19 protein-coding genes are annotated in these 16,486 nt (G+C 49.2%); 5 read left to right on the plus strand and 14 right to left on the minus strand.

What is annotated here, in order from left to right:
* Positions 1–3: 3 nt before the first annotated feature.
* Positions 4–912 (minus strand): fructokinase, encoded by a 909-nt coding sequence (gene mak, locus A7589_RS12375; RefSeq protein WP_001219346.1) that lies wholly within the window; start codon positions 910–912, stop codon positions 4–6.
* 124 nt (positions 913–1,036) lie between these two features.
* Between mak and rdgC the strand changes: the two genes are divergently transcribed.
* The gene (rdgC, locus tag A7589_RS12380) at positions 1,037–1,948 is read left to right on the plus strand and encodes a recombination-associated protein RdgC (RefSeq protein WP_024165072.1); all 912 of its coding nucleotides are present in this window, start codon (positions 1,037–1,039) and stop codon (positions 1,946–1,948) included.
* A gap of 355 nt (positions 1,949–2,303) precedes the next feature.
* Here the strand turns inward: rdgC and ppnP are convergent, their stop codons facing one another.
* From ppnP to A7589_RS12410, 5 genes are all read right to left on the minus strand, one after another.
* On the minus strand, positions 2,304–2,588 hold the full coding sequence (gene ppnP / locus A7589_RS12385; protein ID WP_000941942.1) for a pyrimidine/purine nucleoside phosphorylase: 285 nt from the start codon (positions 2,586–2,588) through the stop codon (positions 2,304–2,306).
* Between the two features lie 71 nt (positions 2,589–2,659).
* Complete coding sequence (locus A7589_RS12390) at positions 2,660–3,349, minus strand: AroM family protein (RefSeq protein WP_108188857.1); 690 nt, start codon at positions 3,347–3,349, stop codon at positions 2,660–2,662.
* Positions 3,350–3,606: 257 nt separating this feature from the next.
* Entirely contained in the window at positions 3,607–3,798 is a 192-nt protein-coding gene (gene yaiA / locus A7589_RS12400) for a protein YaiA (RefSeq protein WP_001142439.1), read from the minus strand.
* A 49-nt stretch (positions 3,799–3,847) separates the two neighbouring features.
* Positions 3,848–4,372, minus strand: a complete 525-nt coding sequence (gene aroL / locus A7589_RS12405) for a shikimate kinase AroL (protein ID WP_000193382.1) — start codon at positions 4,370–4,372, stop codon at positions 3,848–3,850.
* Positions 4,373–4,553: 181 nt separating this feature from the next.
* On the minus strand, positions 4,554–5,012 hold the full coding sequence (locus A7589_RS12410; RefSeq protein WP_000158148.1) for a YaiI/YqxD family protein: 459 nt from the start codon (positions 5,010–5,012) through the stop codon (positions 4,554–4,556).
* A gap of 119 nt (positions 5,013–5,131) precedes the next feature.
* Here A7589_RS12410 and proC point away from each other — a divergent pair, with 119 nt between their 5' ends.
* Complete coding sequence (gene proC / locus A7589_RS12415; protein ID WP_010344698.1) at positions 5,132–5,941, plus strand: pyrroline-5-carboxylate reductase; 810 nt, start codon at positions 5,132–5,134, stop codon at positions 5,939–5,941.
* Between the two features lie 17 nt (positions 5,942–5,958).
* On the opposite strand, the gene adrA is transcribed toward proC, so the two are convergent.
* From adrA to iraP, 4 genes are all read right to left on the minus strand, one after another.
* On the minus strand, positions 5,959–7,074 hold the full coding sequence (gene adrA, locus A7589_RS12420; RefSeq protein ID WP_000484072.1) for a diguanylate cyclase AdrA: 1,116 nt from the start codon (positions 7,072–7,074) through the stop codon (positions 5,959–5,961).
* A gap of 101 nt (positions 7,075–7,175) precedes the next feature.
* A complete protein-coding gene (psiF, locus tag A7589_RS12425) occupies positions 7,176–7,496 on the minus strand; it encodes a phosphate starvation-inducible protein PsiF (protein WP_010344700.1) in 321 nt (106 codons plus the stop codon).
* Between the two features lie 121 nt (positions 7,497–7,617).
* A complete protein-coding gene (gene phoA / locus A7589_RS12430) occupies positions 7,618–9,030 on the minus strand; it encodes an alkaline phosphatase (protein ID WP_000814410.1) in 1,413 nt (470 codons plus the stop codon).
* 101 nt (positions 9,031–9,131) lie between these two features.
* Positions 9,132–9,392, minus strand: a complete 261-nt coding sequence (gene iraP / locus A7589_RS12435; RefSeq protein ID WP_000792966.1) for an anti-adapter protein IraP — start codon at positions 9,390–9,392, stop codon at positions 9,132–9,134.
* Positions 9,393–9,852: 460 nt separating this feature from the next.
* On the opposite strand from iraP, the gene ddlA reads away from it, so the two are divergent.
* Complete coding sequence (gene ddlA, locus A7589_RS12445; RefSeq protein ID WP_108188858.1) at positions 9,853–10,947, plus strand: D-alanine--D-alanine ligase; 1,095 nt, start codon at positions 9,853–9,855, stop codon at positions 10,945–10,947.
* A gap of 204 nt (positions 10,948–11,151) precedes the next feature.
* Here the strand turns inward: ddlA and A7589_RS12450 are convergent, their stop codons facing one another.
* Positions 11,152–11,364 carry a DUF2754 domain-containing protein gene (locus A7589_RS12450; RefSeq protein ID WP_016159209.1) on the minus strand — a complete coding sequence of 71 codons (213 nt, stop codon included), beginning with the start codon at positions 11,362–11,364 and terminating at the stop codon, positions 11,152–11,154.
* A 259-nt stretch (positions 11,365–11,623) separates the two neighbouring features.
* Here A7589_RS12450 and A7589_RS12460 point away from each other — a divergent pair, with 259 nt between their 5' ends.
* A complete protein-coding gene (locus A7589_RS12460) occupies positions 11,624–11,932 on the plus strand; it encodes a YaiY family protein (protein WP_000763154.1) in 309 nt (102 codons plus the stop codon).
* Between the two features lie 57 nt (positions 11,933–11,989).
* Here the strand turns inward: A7589_RS12460 and yaiW are convergent, their stop codons facing one another.
* A complete protein-coding gene (gene yaiW, locus A7589_RS12465; protein WP_000084713.1) occupies positions 11,990–13,084 on the minus strand; it encodes a surface-exposed outer membrane lipoprotein YaiW in 1,095 nt (364 codons plus the stop codon).
* Positions 13,085–13,096: 12 nt separating this feature from the next.
* On the minus strand, positions 13,097–14,317 hold the full coding sequence (sbmA, locus tag A7589_RS12470) for a peptide antibiotic transporter SbmA (RefSeq protein WP_000477002.1): 1,221 nt from the start codon (positions 14,315–14,317) through the stop codon (positions 13,097–13,099).
* A 351-nt stretch (positions 14,318–14,668) separates the two neighbouring features.
* Here sbmA and ampH point away from each other — a divergent pair, with 351 nt between their 5' ends.
* Complete coding sequence (gene ampH, locus A7589_RS12480) at positions 14,669–15,826, plus strand: D-alanyl-D-alanine-carboxypeptidase/endopeptidase AmpH (RefSeq protein ID WP_000830753.1); 1,158 nt, start codon at positions 14,669–14,671, stop codon at positions 15,824–15,826.
* On the opposite strand, the gene iprA is transcribed toward ampH, so the two are convergent.
* Positions 15,827–16,450 (minus strand): hydrogen peroxide resistance inhibitor IprA, encoded by a 624-nt coding sequence (gene iprA / locus A7589_RS12485; RefSeq protein ID WP_010344702.1) that lies wholly within the window; start codon positions 16,448–16,450, stop codon positions 15,827–15,829.
* Between the last annotated feature and the right edge of the window lie 36 nt (positions 16,451–16,486).

Here is a 16,486-nt window from a genome sequence, read left to right on the forward strand (position 1 = left end):
TTTTTACTCTTGCGGCCATAACCACGCGGCGCCGCGTACGCCGCTGGAATCACCGTGCTTCGCCTTGCGCACCGGCGTTTCACATTCACCGCCGAAGACAAATTGTTTAATCAACTGCGGAACTGTTTGATATAAACGGTCAACATTGCTCATCCCGCCCCCCAGCACAATCACATCCGGGTCGAGAATATTCACCACGTGTGCCAGCGACTTTGCCAGCCGCAGCTCATAGCGACGCAATGCCAGCTCTGCAACCGGATCGCTTTCTTCAACCAGGCGAATAATTTCACTGCCTTTCAGCGCATGTCCGCTCAACCGATGATAATCCGTCGCGAATCCAGTGCCCGAAATAAAGGTTTCAATACAACCTTGTTTACCGCAATAACAAGGGACTTCCTCGCGATAACGCAGTTCGTCTTCGTCCATCCACGGTAGCGGATTGTGTCCCCACTCGCCTGCCGTACCATTGCCGCCGATATGCGCCCGCCCATTGAATGCCACGCCCGCGCCGCATCCCGTGCCGATAATCACGGCAAATACCGTCTGCGCTCCCGCTGCCGCGCCATCTACTGCTTCTGAAACCGCCAGACAGTTGGCGTCATTTGCCAGCCGCACTTCCCGCTGCAACCTCGCGCTTAAGTCTTTATCGAATGGCTGACCGTTGAGCCAGGTTGAATTGGCATTCTTCACCACACCGGTGTAGGGCGAAATCGAACCTGGAATGCCCATACCTACCGTTCCGCGCTGCCCTGTCGCCTGCTCCGCCATATCAACCAACGTGGCGATCGTTTCAATAGTCTGCTGGTAATCATCACGCGGCGTGGGCAGACGATAGCGGTACAACTGCTCCCCTGCATCGCCCAGTGCAATCACTTCAGTTTTGGTGCCGCCTAAATCGATACCTATACGCACGGTACTCTCCTTATTTTTTTCAATATCAATAGCGTAGAGACGGACAACCGGATTGGCAATGCAAGGCCGCCGACAATTCGTTATCATGCCCGCTAAATTTAACGACAAGGCCGTGGAAATTATCATGCTGTGGTTCAAAAATTTAATGGTTTACCGTCTTAGCCGCGAGATTTCGCTGCGTGCAGAAGAGATGGAAAAACAGCTAGCCTCGATGGCATTTACCCCATGCGGCAGCCAGGACATGGCGAAGATGGGATGGGTTCCTCCGATGGGATCGCACAGCGATGCATTAACGCACGTTGCCAATGGTCAAATTGTTATCTGCGCGCGCAAAGAAGAAAAAATCCTCCCGTCTCCGGTGATTAAACAGGCGCTGGAAGCGAAAATCGCCAAACTGGAAGCGGAACAGGCGCGTAAGCTGAAGAAAACCGAAAAAGATTCGCTGAAAGATGAAGTGCTGCACTCTCTGTTGCCGCGCGCTTTCAGCCGCTTCAGCCAGACTATGATGTGGATCGACACGGTTAACGGGTTGATTATGGTGGACTGCGCCAGCGCCAAAAAAGCGGAAGATACGCTGGCACTGCTGCGTAAAAGCCTGGGGTCGTTACCGGTTGTGCCATTGACCATGGAAAACCCGATTGAACTGACGCTGACCGAATGGGTACGCTCCGGTAGCGCAGCGCAGGGTTTCCAGTTGCTTGATGAAGCCGAGCTGAAATCGCTGCTGGAAGATGGCGGCGTGATCCGCGCGAAGAAACAGGATCTGACCAGCGAAGAGATCACCAATCACATTGAAGCTGGAAAAGTGGTGACTAAACTGGCGCTCGACTGGCAGCAGCGCATTCAGTTTGTGATGTGTGATGATGGTTCGCTCAAACGCCTGAAATTCTGCGACGAACTGCGCGATCAAAACGAAGATATCGACCGAGAAGATTTCGCCCAGCGTTTTGATGCCGATTTCATCCTGATGACCGGTGAACTGGCAGCGTTAATTCAAAACCTGATCGAAGGATTGGGTGGCGAAGCACAGCGTTAATTGCTGATTTACCTTTAATGCCGGATGCGACGCCTGGCGCGTCTTATCCGGCGTACAAAGTCACACCTGACATTGATATAATCATTCGCGATTTTTAAGGCGACAACCGGTGTTTCCACTATTTTAAATTACGCACGGATAACTGATGCAATGAATTTGTAGACGGTTCGTCAAAATCAGTAATACAAGTTATCAACGCATTAATTTTATTAACAATCTTCGCTAAGACTTATATCAATTTTATATTTTATTTATATATCGACAATATAAAAACCAGCAGCCATTAGCGTTTATTATTACCAAAATAAAGAATATTTCAGAAAAATGCCCTCCCATTAAATGGGAAGGCGAGATATTACAGATAGCGGCACAAATAAGAGGTCGGTTCAGCAACTTGCAGATGGAACTCGCTGTGGCCGGGAACATTAAATACGGAGCCGGCTTCATACACTTGCCAGTCGGTCGCGTCAGGCAGTAACACATTCAGCGCCCCGCTGATTACTGTCATCTCTTCAGGCTCGGCGGTGCTGAAGGTGTATTCGCCTTCAACCATGACACCAACGCTGGCGCGACCAGTGCTGCTGCTGGAAAAGCCGATCGATTTCACTTTGCCGGAAAAGTACTCGTTACTTTGAAGCATAAACTGGCCCTGTCTGGTAGTTGAACGTCTACTTCACTATAGGGGCCAGAGGCGCTGGCTGTCACGCAAAATTACACCAGTAATTCTGCAGCCAGCCTTGTAATCAATACGTTAGAGAGCAAAACAGGAACATCGAGCTGTTTTTGCAGTAAATCACGATGGCGCTGGTTAAATCCCAAACAATCCAGCATGATGACATCCGCACCGTTTTCCAGTAGTTCTTTCCCGGCATCGATGATTTTCTGTTCAGAATCATGAATGGGATTCCCCAGAGAAAACAAAGGCGGTTTCTGCAGGATTTGCCATTTTTGCGCCTGAACGTGCAACAATTCTTCAAACAATTCTTCAACCGGTACGATTACACCGACCTGATGACCTTCGACGATGGTAGAAACCAGCGGTGGCAATATACGCAACGGTTCCAGAAAGATTGTATTACGCGCCGTCATACTGCTAATGTTTGCCGTACTCATCAACAAAATGACGTCGTACCCCTGGTTATCAAGCACTTCAACCACGCTTTGCAGATCGCGTTCTACTTTACGACGCGAAACGTGAGCCAGTTGATTGTCATTTAATAATGCAAGAATCGTTTCTTCGCCTGCTTCTGGCGCATACTCCGCCATCACTTCTTCGCGGCTTAACTTCCCCAGCAGGCTATGATGGGAAATGTTATTTTCGTCAATGTACTCAGTCAGGAGCGGTAAAACTTCCTGCATAGGTACAATGCCGATGGTCAGGATCGCCAACGACGCACTCATTGTTATTCCACCTTACTTTTACTTCGTCGTTAATTACCGGGCAAATGTTAAGCACCACTGCTGGCACTTACCTGTGCTACAAATGACAAAAAGCGTAGCAGTAGACGCGCCCGGCATAATGTAAAGATTCCAAATGATTCCAGTAATAGATTGTTATTGTTTAATATTCTAATTATTTGAAAAACATGAATTGTGAAAAATGTGACGCAGATCCTTTGTAGTAGCACTCAGAGTCCCTTCCGAGCAGTCTGATACGGTCACTCTTTGTCAGGATCCTCATAGCGTTTTTTGGCATCCATCGCTTCCTGAGCGGTCGGATGTTCGCTGATTAAAGAGTCAGGTTTGGGATGATCGGCTCTGAGCTGATACCAGGTTACGGTCTGCCCTGGTTTTCCTTTTTCAATCGTTACAATATATGCTTCACGAGGATAAGGCGGTTTCGTTGGCATCGTTCTTCCTTATTTCACGGGATGAACGTTAAGTATAGGCGCTCGGGAATCAACAATTGATCGTCTGTGCCAGGGCGCTACGAATTTCAGAAATCACCTGGCTGGGTTCATTGTTAGCGTTAATGATAATATGCGCGACTTCGCGATATAACGCATCGCGTTCTTCCAGCACTTCCTGAACTTCTTCACTTAGCGGCTTTCCGGTTAAGGTTGGTCGCAAATCCTCTTCGGGTGCCGCTTGCAGACGATTCACCAGTACCGCTACTGGTGCACACAGATAAACCACAATCCCGTTATTACGCATGTAGTGACGATTAAATTCCGTCAGAATAATGCCGCCCCCCGTGGCGATAACGGTCGATGGTGCTGTCACAGCTTCCAGTGCTGCGGTTTCTCTGGCGCGAAATCCGGCCCACTCTTCCCTTTCGACGATCTCCGCGACCGTCATATTGAGTTGTGATTGCAACCACTGGTCGGTATCGACAAACCGACAGTTGAGCGAATCGGCAAGGGCCATTCCGACCGTTGTTTTACCACAGCCCCGAGGCCCGATCAGAAAAAGAGGTTGTGTCATCGTGGGTTTTCCCCAAAAGGTCGCAATGCGGCGAAAGCCGGGTTCGTAAGAATAGCGATCATACCATCAAGCTAGTACAATTTCGACTGTAAAGAAATAATTCCACTTAAGGTGAAAATTTCAATACACCCTTACTATACCAAGAAATACTCAAGAAAGAACTGTAACTAATAAATTACATTCACGAGCGACTACGTTGCACTTCCAGCCACCACTTTTCCAGTTCGGCGGCGAATGCCTGGCGGTCACGCTGCGAAAGGCTATCTGGCCCTCCGGTCTGGATACCACTGGCGCGTAAGGTATCCATAAAATCGCGCATCATCAGACGTTCACGAATGGTCGCTGGCGTGTAACGTTCACCACGTGGATTAAGTGCCGCAGCTCCCTTCTCAATGGCTTCAGAAGCCAGAGGAATGTCTGCGGTGATCACCAAATCGCCCGCTTCACACTGGCGTACAATTTCATTATCGGCAACGTCAAAACCTGCCGCGACGCGCAGCGTGCGAATAAACGGCGATGGCGGTACACGTAAACTCTGGTTAGCCACCAGTACCAGCGGCATTTGCATACGTTCAGCCGCGCGATACAAAATCTCTTTAATTACATTGGGACACGCATCGGCGTCCACCCAAATTGTCATAAACTCATCCTTTGTTGGGTAATCCTCTATTGTGTCGCGCTTTTGCCTTCCGGCATAGTTCTGTTTATGCTTCTGCCAGCGATTATCAAAACAATGAATTTCACGGCAGGAGTGAGGCAATGGAAAAGAAAATCGGTTTTATTGGCTGCGGTAATATGGGAAAAGCCATTCTCGGCGGTCTGATTGCCAGTGGTCAGGTGCTTCCAGGGCAAATCTGGGTGTATACCCCCTCCCCGGATAAAGTCGCTGCTTTACACGATCAGTTCGGCATCAACGCCGCAGAATCGGCGCAGGAAGTGGCACAAATCACCGACATCGTTTTTGCCGCCGTTAAACCGGGCATCATGATCAAAGTGCTTAGTGAAATCACCTCCAGCCTGAATAAAGACTCGCTGGTTGTCTCTATTGCAGCGGGCGTCACGCTCGACCAACTTGCCCGGGCGCTGGGCCATGACCGGAAAATTATCCGCGCTATGCCAAATACCCCCGCGCTGGTCAATGCCGGGATGACTTCCGTAACGCCAAACGCGCTGGTTACGCCTGAAGATACTGCCGATGTGCTGAACATTTTCCGCTGCTTTGGCGAGGCGGAAGTCATTGCCGAACCGATGATCCATCCGGTGGTCGGCGTGAGCGGCTCTTCTCCTGCCTATGTCTTTATGTTTATCGAAGCAATGGCCGACGCTGCCGTGCTGGGAGGTATGCCACGCGCGCAGGCGTATAAATTTGCCGCTCAGGCGGTAATGGGTTCTGCAAAAATGGTGCTGGAAACCGGAGAACATCCGGGCGCGTTGAAAGATATGGTTTGCTCACCGGGAGGCACTACCATTGAAGCAGTGCGCGTGCTGGAAGAGAAAGGCTTCCGTGCCGCAGTGATCGAAGCAATGACGAAGTGTATGGAAAAATCAGAAAAACTTAGCAAGTCCTGATGAACTCTCCCCGGACGTCAGGCCGCCACTTCGGTGCGGTTACGTCCGGCTTTCTTTGCTTTATAAAGTGCCATATCTGCCGATTTCAGCCACTCACGATAGTGACTCATTTGCGGACTCAGCGGCGCAACACCGACACTTATCCGCAACATTACCTGCGGCGTATTTGGTAAACGTAATGTATTTAACCCTTCATGTACCCGTAACATGGCGGTAATGGCATTTTCTGCTGGCGTACCAGACATAATCACCGCAAATTCATCCCCACCAAAACGACCAATCACATCACTACCGCGCAGAGTAATTTGTAACTGACGGGTGAGAGCAACTATTGCCTCATCGCCCACATCATGGCCCCAGGTGTCGTTGATGCTTTTGAAATGGTCGATATCGATGATTAACAACGTCGCATCGCGGTTATGTCGCCGACAGTTATCAAACTCATTGCGCAACATTATTTCCCAGTGACGCCTGTTGTAAACACCCGTCATGCCGTCGCGGGTACTCATGACCTGCAATCTGCGTTTATGTTCTGCAAGTTTTGTTGCCGTCTGGTAGCTAACCCAGCCAAACAGCAGAGGATAAATGACGATAATGGGCAGTGAGAGCCACCATTCCAGCGGCGCACTATTTAGTGACACAGTGATACCCGTCAGTTCGAGGGTAACAAGGCAGGAAACGACCATCAGCACCAGACCAGCGACAAACAGACGAGGACCGCCTGCTCCCATCAAATTCAGACACATAATCATCAACATTGCGATCGAAGGCAGCACGTTTACGCCCATCACGCCTACCCACATTCCCGCTAACACCGCATCGGTTTTTAAGTTGTAAATTTCCCGACCAAGCGGATCAATGGCTCTGCTCGCTAACTGCCAGGCTAAATGTGGCCAGACAAAAGCCCAGCCGACTAACACCAGCCACCACCAGCCCGACGGCGGATGCGAAACCAGCGTTGAAGCAATCGGTAAGAACATCCCCGCCAGTCCTACCATACGGGGTAACCTGACGCGCCGGGCGAAGCGCAGCCCGGAACGCTGATGTTCGTTTTGAGGAGTTAATGGTGGTTCCTCCCCGTGCGCCGCCGCTTTTTTGAAAAAATTTTCATCATTCATTATTTTTGGGAACATTCAGAAACAATTTTCCCAAATTATAGAGACGGGGCGAAAAGCGGAAGTATGATATTTCGGGTGAGCCATTTTCTTAGCTCACCCGTTAGCACTATCAGGGATCAGGCGGCGTTCTTAAGACAGGTACTCATAAACTTATTGCGATCATCGCCTTTCAGAGATTGCTGCGTCGCCTGGCCATTGCATTCACGCATCTTCTGCTGCTGCGGCGTCAAACTCTTCTCGCCGGGCGCAGATTTGCTGTTCTTCAGACAATCACTCATATACGTCTTGCGGGCATCCCCTTTCAACGCCTTCGCCGTCGCCTGTTGATTACAGGAAGTCATACGTTGTTGTTGCGGGGTTAACGTCTTCTCGGCAGCGCCGACAGTGGTTAAAAAAACTAAACCGAATAACAGGGTAACCAGTAATGTTATTTTCATAGCACCATCCCTCTTCACATTTTAACCAGGAGCGTTTGCGCCCGTGATCTGCCTTTAAGTCTGGTTGCTAACAGAAAAAATACCAACCGGCGGCAAAAATTCACCGCCGGATGCGTTTTGACTACAGACCCAGCGCGGCTTTCATGGTGTAGAAGAGATCGGTCTGATCGGTCAGACCAACCACGTTAGCAGCGTGCGGACCATAAGCGGCAATACGCAACTGGCTGCCGGTATGTTCTTGTGAATCTTCTTCCGAGTTACCGTAGCTCATTACCATTACCGCGCCATCTTTGGTCACTAATGCCTGAGTCAGACCCGGTGCTTTGGTATCCGACGCGACAATCTGGCTGGCGTGAGCGTGGTCAGCGGTGACTATCACTAATGTATTGCCATCTTTTTTGGCAAACTCAAGCGCCCGTTGTACCGCTTCATCGAGGTCAACCGTCTCACCAATTTGTCCACAAGGATTAGCGGCATGATCCTGTTTATCGATAGATGCACCTTCGACTTGCAGGAAGAATCCTTTCTCGTTTTTGCTCAATAACTCAATGGCTTTATCGGTCATCTGCGCTAACGTCGGCACACTGTCATTTCGTTGCGGATTCGGGGTACAGGTTACTGCGGGTTTATCGATATTACCGTGATAAGACGCCTTCGGCCCTTCCCAACGAACTGGCATATTGCCGTCAGAAAACAGCCCAAGTAGCGGTTTATCCTGATTTGCCTCCGTTACTGCCTCCAGCGATGCTGCGTCACTCACTAACTGATAGCCGCGAGCCTGCGCCTGCTCACGCAGCGTTTTTCCCTGCCACTCACCGGCGGTTGCGGTTTCTGCAAACGTTTTTGCACCGCCGCCAAGCGTAACATCGGCACGGGCGTTAAGAAGTTGTTCGGTAATGGAACCTTTACCGCCTTTTTCCAGCGCATTACTTGGACATTTTTCACTGGTCACGCTCGGCCCATAGCATTTGCGCGATGTCACATGCGCCACCAGCGCGGCGGGTGTGGCATCCTGCAATTCTGCCGTTGAAACGTTGCCGGTCGCCAGTCCTGCGGCTTTTGCCATCTCCAGAATCGTTGGATGATCTTTTTCATGAATATCGACGCCCAGCGCGCCGTTATAAGTTTTGACGCCAGTTGACCAGGCGGTTGCGGATGCAGCGGAGTCGGTGACATAGTCCGGTTTACCGGTTTTTTTATCCAGCGAGTAGTGGGTGTATTGTCCGGTAAGCGGTAAGGCATCGATTCCTTTAAAAAAACCGCCCGCACCTTCGGCATAATTTCGTGCGGCAGTTATTTCCGAATCCCCCATCCCATCGCCAATAAGTAAAATAATATTTTTCGCCGGTTTATCGCTAAGAGAATCACGCAAGGCAGCAGTCTGATCGCCAGTTAAACGGCGAGCGCCGCCCGGCGTAGTAATATCTCCCTGTGCAGCTCGTTTTTCCAGAATGGGTACATCAGGTGTCCGGGCTTTTGTCACAGTGGTGAACAGTAACGGTAAGAGAGCCAGTGCAATAGTGCTTTGTTTCACTTTATTTTCTCCATGTACAAATACAGTAAAAAATAAAAACAAAGCGACTATAAGTCTCTGCCGTGACAGCTTTATGACAACGGTTGAAAAGGTTTAACGTTTTACTGACGAGGATGCCTCAATAACTTTTTTACGTAATCGCGCAGCAGCTCCGTATCGTCGTCAGGAATGCTGGCATCGGGCTTTACCGCGTACAGTGCTCCCTCAACCTGATCAATCAACTGCTGTTGGTCTTTTTGCGCCATATTGCGAAGCATCGCGGTGACTATAATCTCCAGTGCCTCAACCTGCGCGCACAGTTCTTTCGACTCTTCTTCTTTTTGTGCAAGCTTAAATAACAACTCAGCAATGAGATTTTTCATGTCTGTATTTCCTTATCCAAAGTATGGAGAAGTTAACATTATGCTTCATAACTGCATAGGGGTTGTAAGTAGTATTTTTATGACGAAGGAAATACTTTGCACAAATATTTTCACATATTTATCAGCGAAACGTTTCTCTTATTTAAATAATTCCCTTATAAATAAAACAGCTATTCAATTATAAAGCCTTAATATAATAAAAAGTTATGGAATATATTTACTTCGTTAACTTATTATTAAGCTATTCACTGATTGAACCATGGTTAATACCAGAGATAAATTCGCTTCCCGTTCATCATTTTTGTGATCTAACGCACATAATTTAGCCATTGATATTTCTCCGTCAGTACGCTGGGCGCTTTGTGACCAGAAGATTGCAACATTCTGTCAGAAGGCCGCGAATCAACCGTTTTGTCGTGGTAATGTATGTGCTTTATGTTCGACAGGATAGGTTTTTAAGATGGAAAAACTGCGGGTAGGTATCGTTTTTGGTGGAAAATCAGCGGAACATGAAGTGTCTCTGCAATCGGCAAAAAATATTGTCGATGCCATTGATAAAAGTCGCTTCGATGTTGTGCTGCTGGGCATTGATAAACAAGGGCAATGGCACGTCAGCGATGCCAGCAATTATCTGCTAAACGCAGACGATCCTGCCCATATTGCGTTGCGTCCTTCGGCGACCAGCCTTGCGCAGGTGCCGGGTAAACATGAACACCAGCTTATTGATGCACAGAATGGTCAACCATTACCAACGGTGGATGTCATTTTCCCGATTGTCCACGGTACGCTGGGTGAAGATGGCTCCCTGCAGGGGATGTTGCGTGTCGCCAATTTACCATTTGTCGGTTCCGATGTTCTGGCTTCCGCTGCATGTATGGACAAAGACGTCACCAAACGTCTACTGCGTGATGCCGGGTTGAACATCGCGCCATTTATTACCCTGACGCGCGCCAATCGCCACAACATCAGTTTTGCCGAAGTGAAGTCTAAACTGGGTTTACCGCTGTTTGTAAAACCGGCTAACCAGGGTTCCTCCGTAGGCGTCAGCAAAGTAACCAGCGAAGAACAATATACGATTGCCGTCGATCTGGCGTTCGAGTTCGATCATAAAGTGATCGTGGAGCAAGGGATCAAAGGGCGTGAGATCGAATGCGCGGTTCTGGGCAATGACAATCCGCAGGCCAGCACCTGTGGCGAGATCGTACTGACCAGTGATTTCTACGCCTACGACACCAAATACATTGATGAAGATGGTGCAAAAGTGGTGGTTCCGGCTGCCATTGCGCCAGAAATCAACGATAAGATCCGGGCGATTGCGGTTCAGGCTTACCAGACGTTGGGATGTGCTGGCATGGCGCGTGTAGACGTCTTTTTAACGCCGGAAAACGAGGTGGTGATCAACGAGATCAACACGCTGCCGGGCTTCACTAACATCAGCATGTATCCGAAGTTGTGGCAAGCCAGCGGCCTGAGTTACACCGACCTGATCACGCGTTTGATTGAGCTGGCACTGGAACGTCACGCTGTGGATAACGCACTGAAAACCACTATGTAATTTTCAATCGCCCGGTAATATTTTTATTGGGCGTTTAAGACTGATGGCAAACGTAAAATTGCCTGATACGCTCCGCTTATCAGGCCTACCAGATAATTGCAATGTATTGATTTTGCATCATTTTGTAGGCAGGATAAGGCGTTCGCGCGCATCCGGCATAAACAACGAACACTTTGTCAGCACTCCAGAACGCCCAATCCTCTGTTATTGGGCGTTTTCAGTATCCTCTTCGCGACGACGAATAATCATCCCCGCCAGCCAGAAACTAATCACCCACGTCAGCAGACCGACTGCATAGGTTTGCCAGCCTTTTGCTTCAAATCCCAGCAACCCCACCACACCGTTAAGAATGAAAATCAGGCCAATGGCGAACGCATAATAGTGCCAGTCACGGCGGATTTTTACAGGCAGATTCATGGCGGCTCCGTTAACGAAAAATAACATCTTCGCATAATCGATAACATACGTCTGTGGTGTAGACAGCATTTCCCGTATCGTTAAAAAATTTAACTTAAAGTTACCGTTTTGTGACTCATGGCGAATATTCACGCTTCGGGAATATTCCCACCATCAATTTACCATGATTCTGATATTGACAATCTAAATGACCTGTCAGACTTGCCATAAGCCGCTGGTATCACACCAGAAGAGAAGCAGATGACTTCCGGAGGTTTTTATGGCTGATTTCACCCTGTCAAAATCGCTGTTTAGCGGAAAATATCGCAACGCCTCTTCAACGCCTAGCAACATTGCCTATGCGCTATTTGTACTGTTTTGCTTTTGGGCTGGGGCGCAATTGCTTAATCTCCTGGTACATGCACCCGGCGTTTATGAGCGTTTGATGCAGGTGCAAGAGACAGGCCGTCCACGGGTGGAAATTGGTCTGGGAGTCGGCACTATTTTCGGGCTGATCCCGTTTTTAGTTGGCTGCTTCATTTTTGCAGTGGTGGCGCTATGGCTGCACTGGCGACATCGCCGCCAGTAAGATTTACTTTGCCAGATGCGGCCTAAAACGCCTTATCTGGCTGGTGTTCTCTATTGATCACTGTTTCATACAACGCGCGCGTCGTTCATCAACGCGCTTCGCAAACCATGCGGTGGTAAGATTACGGGTGATTTTCGGGCTTTCCAGCTGAATGCCAGGCAACATCTCTCGCGGCAGAGATTTCCCCGTTTTCGCTTCTGCAAGCTGATAAACTTTCTTGTACAGCGCCGTCTCTTCAAAAGAGAAGCTATCCCCTTTCTCTAACTGTCGGCGGATTTCACTGTCGCTCATTCCCAGTTTGCCCGCCAGTTTGCGCGTTGCCAGTTCTGTTTTCCCAGGCTCTTTGCTGTCATAGCGAATTAAATCACCATCCAGCGCCAGCTTCACGCCGCTGGCTTTACTGACCGCGTTCTGAAATGCGGCGTTACGGCTGGCATACCAGCCAGCGTTAAAATCGGCAAAACGGAAGATTGGCGCGCTGTAACTGGCTGGATAATTCAGTAAATGGTAAGTACCGAACCACAATCCGCCGCGACGACTGAAGACTTCCTGACGTACCGTTCCGTCCATTTTCCACGGATAACCTTTGGTATGCTGTTCGGCAAAAGCAATGCTGACCTGCATCGGCCCACCGGTGCGCACCGGGTTGAGCGAACCAAACAGCGTCTGCCCCATCGGCACCATGCTGATCAGATCATCAAAAATCGCGCTTAACTGCTTTTCTGTACGCACGGAATCTAACCGTTCGCTGTAACTTTTGCCGTTTGGCGATTTAATTTTTAGCGCGGTGTGAACCAAAAACGCGGGGATGTGCATCCGTTCGGCGCGACGGTCAATCTCTTGCCAGGCGATTTTGCTTAAGCCCGGAACAGCCGGATCTGCCTGATAATTTGACTCCTGCTGCGCCACTGCCAGCACCGAGCAGACGTTTTCCAGCGTCGGTGCCAGTCCCTGACTTTCAAAAGTAATGGCAAGATCTTTCGCCCAGGCATCGCGGTCTTTCACGCTGGCGGGTAACTTCTGCCGCACGACGCTCGCCACATCTATCGCTTTTTCGCCCTTTTTCAACGGTTGCGGAGCCTGACTACTACACCCCGCTAAAACCAGAACTACCAATAATGAAAGCGAAGAAAGACGAGTGACCTGCGACATTACCTCTCCTTTTTAACTCAACGTATGGGTTACTTCCTGAATTTTGTCACTATCCAGCTCATGTTCAAAGCTACGCAGACGTTTGTAGATAGACATCAGCTCAACCAGCGTAGTCCACGAGTTAATCAGATACTGGAAAGCACCACGAACCTGACCGAAAACGTTGGTAATTTGCGTCATCAGTCCGAGCGTAATCGTACCGGCAACAATCGACGGAAACAGCAGGAACAAACCGAAAACGTTATCAACCTGCAAATAGAGGATGCGGGCGATGTTGAAATACATATAGTGAAAATAGAGGCGGAAATAGTTTTTCCGCACGGCGCTGAACAACTCACGTACCGTTGGCGGCGTCGCGCGCGATGCATCATCTTCACCGTAGACCAACTCTTTACGATAAGCCGCTTCTACACGCTGGTTTTTAAACTCCAGCCCCGGCAGTTTGATACCCACAACCGCCAGCAATCCGGTTCCCATCAACGACCAGACGATGGCAGCAATCACCAGACCATATGGAATATGCCCGATAATCGGCAATTCCGGTACATGTGCGGAGAGCGTCACCAGTACCGGTAAGAAAGCGATTAACGTCATGATAGCGTTAATAAAACTGACACCCATATTCTCCAGCGTTGAGGCAAAACGCATAGTGTCTTCCTGCACACGCTGGGCGGCACCTTCGATATGACGCAGTTGTTGCCAGTTCGCCATGTAGTATTCGTTCATCGCTGTACGCCAGCGAAACACGTAATGGCTGACAAAGAAGTTGTTCAGCACACTGATCACCACAGCAATCAGCGCGATTCCCAGAAAGACGCCCACTTCGCGATAAAATTGTTCGATGGTGACTTTATGCGGTGAACTTAGCGCAGTTTGAATCAGGTCATAGAACGGCGCATACCAGGCGTTGACGGCAACCCCAACTTCCACCAAAAACCAGGTAACGAAGATAATCAGCGCAGTGCCGAGTATTGACCAGTATTGCCAACGATGCGGACTGTAGATAAACCAGAACAGCGCAAAAAGTCCTACACAAACAATGTAGTAAGCGTAAAAAACCAGGAAGTCTAACGACCAGAAACGTGCGGCGCTAATCGGGATCTGCCCAGAAGTTCCGGCAATACGTGCCACCCAATCACCACCACCGGCTTGCCAGAAGATCACGGCAATCAGTGCCCAAATAAAGGCCGAGAGAAAAAAGGCTCCCGGCTTTGGGAAAAAAGACTTAAACATATGCTCTCCTGCTAACTTCTTATCGTTTTAACAACTGCTGTGCATTAACCGCATGATTGCTCCAAGGAGCCAGCTAAATGAAACCGCCCATTGTGACCAACGGCAAGGTACTTAGTTCGTCATGCTGACCGTAAGAATTGTTTCGACGGATTTCACAAACAAAGGATTGTTTACATTAGCAGATTCACACGCGCAGGATCACAAATGCAGGCATTGGTGCTCAGGAAAAAGATCGTGTTTACGCGCCGTTACGTTTTTAGCACTATTATTGCACTAATTCGCCCTTTGCAATCCATCTATGAGTAGTATAAATACGCTCAGTTACCTTCATTTAATTTATGGACACCACCGTTGAAACGTAGTCTGCTTTTTTCTGCCGTGCTGTGTGCGGCGTCATTGACCTCCGTCCATGCGGCGCAGCCGATCACCGAACCGGAGTTCGCCTCTGATATTGTCGATCGCTATGCCGATCATATTTTTTACGGCAGCGGTGCCACGGGGATGGCACTGGTCGTTATTGACGGTAATCAGCGCGTCTTTCGCAGTTATGGGGAAACGCGTCCCGGTAATAACGTTCGCCCACAATTAGACTCTGTGGTGCGAATTGCGTCCCTCACTAAACTGATGACCAGTGAAATGCTGGTTAAGCTGCTCGATCAAGGCACGGTGAAGTTAAACGACCCGTTAAGTAAATATGCTCCACCAGGCACACGAGTACCGACCTACAATGGAAAGCCCATTACGCTAGTGAATCTGGCAACCCATACCAGCGCCCTGCCGCGTGAACAGCCTGGCGGTGCAGCAAATCGTCCGGTATTTGTCTGGCCAACGCGCGAACAACGCTGGAAATACCTTTCTACGGCGAAGCTAAAAGCCGCGCCAGGCAGCCAGGCTGCATACTCTAACCTTGCGTTCGATCTGCTGGCGGATGCGCTGGCGAATGCGTCTGGCAAGCCTTATACGCAGTTATTTGAAGAGCAGATCACTCGTCCGTTGGGGATGAAAGACACCACCTACACGCCATCGCCGGATCAGTGCCGACGTTTAATGGTTGCCGAGCGCGGTGCCAGTCCGTGCAATAACACGCTGGCGGCAATCGGTAGCGGCGGCGTCTATTCCACACCTGGCGATATGATGCGCTGGATGCAGCAGTATTTGTCGTCTGATTTTTATCAACGCAGCAACCAGGCGGATCGTATGCAGACGCTGATTTATCAACGCGCGCAGTTTACGAAAGTGATCGGCATGGATGTACCTGGCAGAGCGGATGCGCTCGGTTTAGGCTGGGTATATATGGCGCCGAAAGATGGGCGTCCGGGAATTATTCAGAAAACTGGCGGCGGCGGCGGATTCATTACCTATATGGCGATGATCCCGCAAAAAAATATTGGTGCTTTTGTGGTCGTCACTCGCTCGCCGTTGACTCGCTTTAAAAACATGAGCGATGGTATCAATGATCTGGTAACCGAACTGAGCGGGAATAAACCGCTGGTCATCCCCGCGTCCTGATTAATACTCTGAAGGCAAACGGTTGATAGCGACCAGTTTGCCTTTATTCATTTCGATATAACCGCCTTTGCGCAAAGCCGCGAGAACTTCTGCGACGACGGAACGTGATATGCGTGTACGTTGATGGATATAATTCATCACACCAATACGTGCGCGTAATTCGTCATTCCAGTCAATCATTGATAATAAAGTGGCGCGAATTTGTTCGTAAGAATTATGTCCAATGAGCTGAACATCGCGTAACTCCAGAATTCGATTTTGCCAGGCTAACCAGTAAAAAGCGTCACGCCAGAGTTGATGTTGTTCAATAAGAGAAATGGTTTGTTTGGCAGGCAGATGATATCCCGTACAGTTTCCTTCTGATATTAATTTGTATGGTATATCGTTTTTCATTAAACCATCAGCCAGTCCCATAATAAAAGGAGCCTGGGTAATACCGATAAGTACGTTTTCTTCTCTACGCAGAGAGATAACACCTTCTAAAATAACGAATGTATCTTCGCTATTAACGTCACTTGAAAATATAACTTGCTTTTCATTATTAAACTCGAAGCGCGTGCCGTATCTGGACAAACATTTATCGAGCTTACCAAATTCCTGAAGAGGTTTAACTACAGATAACATTTGCGCGTCCTTTGCAGTAATGCCCGTCAAATCCTT

This window comes from Escherichia sp. MOD1-EC6475 (assembly GCF_003046645.1).
In the GTDB taxonomy this organism is placed as follows: domain Bacteria; phylum Pseudomonadota; class Gammaproteobacteria; order Enterobacterales; family Enterobacteriaceae; genus Escherichia; species Escherichia ruysiae.

Coding starts and splice junctions, on each gene's coding strand:
- yaiA (WP_001142439.1), bottom strand. CDS start 3,798: ATGCCAACGAAACCGCCTTATCCTCGTGAAGCATATATTGTAACGATT.
- sbmA (WP_000477002.1), bottom strand. CDS start 14,317: ATGTTTAAGTCTTTTTTCCCAAAGCCGGGAGCCTTTTTTCTCTCGGCC.
- ppnP (WP_000941942.1), bottom strand. CDS start 2,588: ATGCTTCAAAGTAACGAGTACTTTTCCGGCAAAGTGAAATCGATCGGC.
- ddlA (WP_108188858.1), top strand. CDS start 9,853: ATGGAAAAACTGCGGGTAGGTATCGTTTTTGGTGGAAAATCAGCGGAA.
- yaiW (WP_000084713.1), bottom strand. CDS start 13,084: ATGTCGCAGGTCACTCGTCTTTCTTCGCTTTCATTATTGGTAGTTCTG.
- A7589_RS12390 (WP_108188857.1), bottom strand. CDS start 3,349: ATGAGTGCGTCGTTGGCGATCCTGACCATCGGCATTGTACCTATGCAG.
- proC (WP_010344698.1), top strand. CDS start 5,132: ATGGAAAAGAAAATCGGTTTTATTGGCTGCGGTAATATGGGAAAAGCC.
- rdgC (WP_024165072.1), top strand. CDS start 1,037: ATGCTGTGGTTCAAAAATTTAATGGTTTACCGTCTTAGCCGCGAGATT.
- adrA (WP_000484072.1), bottom strand. CDS start 7,074: ATGTTCCCAAAAATAATGAATGATGAAAATTTTTTCAAAAAAGCGGCG.
- A7589_RS12460 (WP_000763154.1), top strand. CDS start 11,624: ATGGCTGATTTCACCCTGTCAAAATCGCTGTTTAGCGGAAAATATCGC.
- A7589_RS12410 (WP_000158148.1), bottom strand. CDS start 5,012: ATGACAATTTGGGTGGACGCCGATGCGTGTCCCAATGTAATTAAAGAG.
- iraP (WP_000792966.1), bottom strand. CDS start 9,392: ATGAAAAATCTCATTGCTGAGTTGTTATTTAAGCTTGCACAAAAAGAA.
- A7589_RS12450 (WP_016159209.1), bottom strand. CDS start 11,364: ATGAATCTGCCTGTAAAAATCCGCCGTGACTGGCACTATTATGCGTTC.
- iprA (WP_010344702.1), bottom strand. CDS start 16,450: ATGTTATCTGTAGTTAAACCTCTTCAGGAATTTGGTAAGCTCGATAAA.
- psiF (WP_010344700.1), bottom strand. CDS start 7,496: ATGAAAATAACATTACTGGTTACCCTGTTATTCGGTTTAGTTTTTTTA.
- aroL (WP_000193382.1), bottom strand. CDS start 4,372: ATGACACAACCTCTTTTTCTGATCGGGCCTCGGGGCTGTGGTAAAACA.